The sequence below is a fragment of the Streptomyces sp. NPDC059524 genome (genome assembly GCF_042749255.1).
GTDB lineage: Bacteria > Actinomycetota > Actinomycetes > Streptomycetales > Streptomycetaceae > Streptomyces > Streptomyces xanthii.
Map to the genome: position 1 here is coordinate 1 of NZ_JBHYTK010000310.1, position 2,535 is coordinate 2,535.

Annotated in this window: 2 protein-coding genes; both read left to right on the forward strand. The window is 70.0% G+C overall.

Annotated features, from left to right (window positions below):
• Positions 1-341: 341 nt before the first annotated feature.
• Complete coding sequence (locus ACFW9D_RS38410) at positions 342-1,058, forward strand: pyridoxamine 5'-phosphate oxidase family protein (protein ID WP_384630119.1); 717 nt, start codon at positions 342-344, stop codon at positions 1,056-1,058.
• A gap of 79 nt (positions 1,059-1,137) precedes the next feature.
• Positions 1,138-2,472, forward strand: coding sequence for a radical SAM protein (locus tag ACFW9D_RS38415; protein WP_384630121.1), 1,335 nt, complete (start codon positions 1,138-1,140; stop codon positions 2,470-2,472).
• Positions 2,473-2,535 lie beyond the last annotated feature (63 nt).

Below are 2,535 nucleotides of genomic sequence, written 5' to 3' on the forward strand. Positions count from 1 at the left end.
CCCCCGGAGGGGGCGGGAGGGTGGGAGAAGGGGGCGGGCCAACGAGAGGTGCCGAGTAACACGAGTTGCCGGGCCGGAGACGAGAGACGCTGGCCCGGAGAGCCCGGAGAGCCCGGAGAGCCCGGAGAGCCCGGAGAGCCCGGAGAGCCCGGAGAGCCCAGAGAGCTCGAAGTTCGGGGAGTCCGGGGAGTCCGGAGAGGGTGTGTCGGGGGAGTTGGGTTGAGGGGCGGGGCCCCGTGAGGGGGCGCTACGGGTGGGGACCCGGAGATGTAGGGGTGGGCTCAACTTCCTGGACAGGGCCGATGATCAACCGCCGGAGGCGCCCGGTACTGTTCCGCCGCATGACCCACACGGAACCATCACGCACCCAGCCCCAAAGTCAGGCCGAGGCGGGCCCCCGCACCCTGATCCCCACCGACCGCACCCGCCTGCGCCGCATGAAGGAGAAGGCCCGCTTCGAGCGCTCGGAGCTCGAGGCGATCCTCGACGCCGGTTTCGTCTGCCACCTCGGTGTCATGGTCGACGGCGTCCCCATGGTCGTACCGACCGTCTACGGACGGGACGACGACCACCTCTATTTCCACGGCTCCGTCGCCAGCCGCAGCCTCGCCGCCGACCCGGACGCGACGATATGCGTCACCGTCACCCACGTCGACGCCCTCGTCCTGGCCCGCTCCGTGTTCGAGCACAGCGTCAACTACCGCTGCGCGATGATCTACGGCACCCCGCGCAAGGTCACCGACGACGCCGAGAAGACCGAGGGCCTGCGCATCCTCACCGAGCACACGGCCCCGGGCCAGTGGGACTACGCCCGCCGCCCCAGCCGCAAGGAACTCGCCGCGACCACCCTCCTCGCCCTTCCTCTGGACGAGGCCTCCGTCAAGATCAGCGACGGCCCTCCGGACGACGGCGACTCGCCCGACGCCGAGCTCGGTCTGTGGGCCGGGGTCCTGCCCCTGAGCTCCCGCTGGGGCGCCCCCACCGCGGATCCGGCCCTCCCTGTGGGCATCGCGGCGCCGGCCCACATCACGGCCCGAGCGGGGACCCGCCAGGGCTGAGGGACAACCGGGGGCATACCGTGAGAGGTCGAAGCACGGCCCGGCAGCGAACGAGGAGTGGGTGTACGGGATGGACGGGATGGCCGACAAGGCGGAGAGCCGCACGGCACTGGTCGAGGACCTGATGGAGCGCTTCCCGCACGTTCCGAAGGAGGCGGTCTTCAAGGAGGACCTGCTCCGCGGCGGCGTCGCGTTCGACCCGTCGGCGCTCAGCGACAACGAAGGCGGCGAGGTCAAGCCCAAGTCGTACTTCATCTTCTCGTTCGACCACGGCACGCTCCCGGAGCTCGGCGAGGCCGCCCTGCGCCGCCCGCCGGAGGAGATCGTCCTCACCGGCGGCCCCTACGACCTGCGCCGCACGGTCGTCTCGGTCCGCGTGAACCCGTCCTCCCCGTACCGCGTCGCGGCCAACGAGGACGGCATGCTCGGCCTCTACCTCGACGGCAAGCGCATCGCCGACGTGGGCGTCCCCCCGATGCCGGAGTACTACCGCCACAAGCTCTCGAACGGGAAGTCGGTCATGGAGGTGGCCCCGACCATCCAGTGGGGCTACCTGATCTACCTGACCGCCTTCCGCGTCTGCCAGTACTTCGGCGCCAAGGAGGAGTGCCAGTACTGCGACATCAACCACAACTGGCGCCAGCACAAGGCGGCCGGCCGCCCGTACACGGGCGTGAAGGACGTCGACGAGGTGCTGGAGGCGCTCTCGATCATCGACCAGTACGACACCGCGAAGTCCTCCACCGCGTACACCCTCACCGGCGGCGCGATCACGTCCAAGGTGCAGGGCCTGGACGAGGCGGACTTCTACGGGCGCTACGCGAAGGCCATCGAGGAGCACTTCCCGGGCCGCTGGATCGGCAAGGTCGTCGCCCAGGCGCTGCCGAAGGACGACGTCCAGCGCTTCAAGGACTACGGCATCCAGATCTACCACCCCAACTACGAGGTGTGGGACGAGTACCTGTTCAAGATGTACTGCCCGGGCAAGGAGCGGTACGTCGGCCGCGACGAGTGGCACAAGCGGATCCTCGACTCGGCCGACATCTTCGGCGCGCGCAACGTGATCCCGAACTTCGTGGCCGGCGTCGAGATGGCCGAGCCCTTCGGCTTCAAGACGGTCGACGAGGCCATCGCCTCCACGACCGAGGGGCTGCGCTTCTTCATGTCGCAGGGCATCACCCCGCGCTTCACGACCTGGTGCCCCGAGCCGACGACCCCGCTCGGCAAGGCGAACCCCGCGGGGGCGCCGCTGGAGTACCACATCCGGCTGCTCGACGCGTACCGCTCCACGATGGACGAGTTCGGTCTCTCGTCCCCGCCCGGTTACGGCCCCGCCGGCGCCGGCCGCGCGGTCTTCTCCGTGAGCTCCTTCATGGACAGCCTCGCCCCGAACACGGAGTCGGTCGAGATCTGACCCTGGCCCCGCGCCCCTGGGAGGCTGCGCGCAGCGCATGCCTCCCAGGGGCGCGGGGAACTG